This is a genomic window from Clostridium sp. HV4-5-A1G (assembly GCF_900184915.1).
Classification (GTDB): domain Bacteria; phylum Bacillota; class Clostridia; order Clostridiales; family Clostridiaceae; genus Clostridium_B; species Clostridium_B aromativorans.
The window spans coordinates 1-829 of record NZ_FXYI02000366.1 but is presented as its reverse complement, the minus strand read 5'-3'; the positions used below and the strand labels follow the sequence as shown (position 1 = coordinate 829).

Here is an 829-nt window from a genome sequence, read left to right as displayed (position 1 = left end):
ATATAAATATTTTCTAGAGGGTAAATATTTAGGATAAAAAATTTTTTGCATTTTATGATGAAACTTTGTCAAAGATTTTATGGAACCATTTTACATAAAAAAAAACACTCATTCTTGTAAATAATCACAAATTTATCACATAAAATTATTATCAAGAAAAAGTGCTTTTATTTAGCTTGTATAAAGTTTTTTAAGAGATGTTTTATACATCAAAACATAAGATAAAACGTCATTCAATATGAAGTTTATCTTATTTTGGCAGGTCTTTAATATTTTTTTCAAAACAATCTGTTGTTTGTACTAATTCTTTAGTTAGTTCTTGGAGTTTGTGTAATGGTTCTGTCATACATTCGGTTAATTTATTTATTTTCTCCCAATTTAATGAACTATTTTTTAAGTAATAAGAATCTTTATTGGATACATAACCAATGAGTTTGTTATTAATTAGTTTATTTTCAATTGAAATAAATTGTTTCTTAAAATTGATGTCATTTTTTATATTTTCACTATTTAATTGACATCGATACTCCGTAGGTGATTTTCCAAAATTCTCTCTGAATGCAGAATTAAAGGCTTTTATATCAGGAAATCCATTATCTAATGCTATTTCTAATATTTTATTTCTTGATTGACTCAGTTCATGTGTTGCTTCTCTTAATCTTATCCTTGTTAAGTAGCTATAGAAATTAATACCTAAGTGCGATTTAAAAAGTTGAGATACATAATTGCTGTTATAACCACTTACTTTCGATAGTTTATCTAAAGTTATCTTTTTTTTATAATTTTTATCAATATATTTAATCATCCTATTTATTGCATTAAATTTCTT

1 protein-coding gene is annotated in these 829 nt (G+C 23.3%); it reads right to left on the bottom strand.

The genetic code is table 11. The features are described from left to right. Positions 1–250: 250 nt before the first annotated feature. Positions 251–829: helix-turn-helix transcriptional regulator (locus J5G60_RS18540; protein ID WP_207876656.1), on the bottom strand; the 579-nt coding region annotated here is incomplete at its 5' end.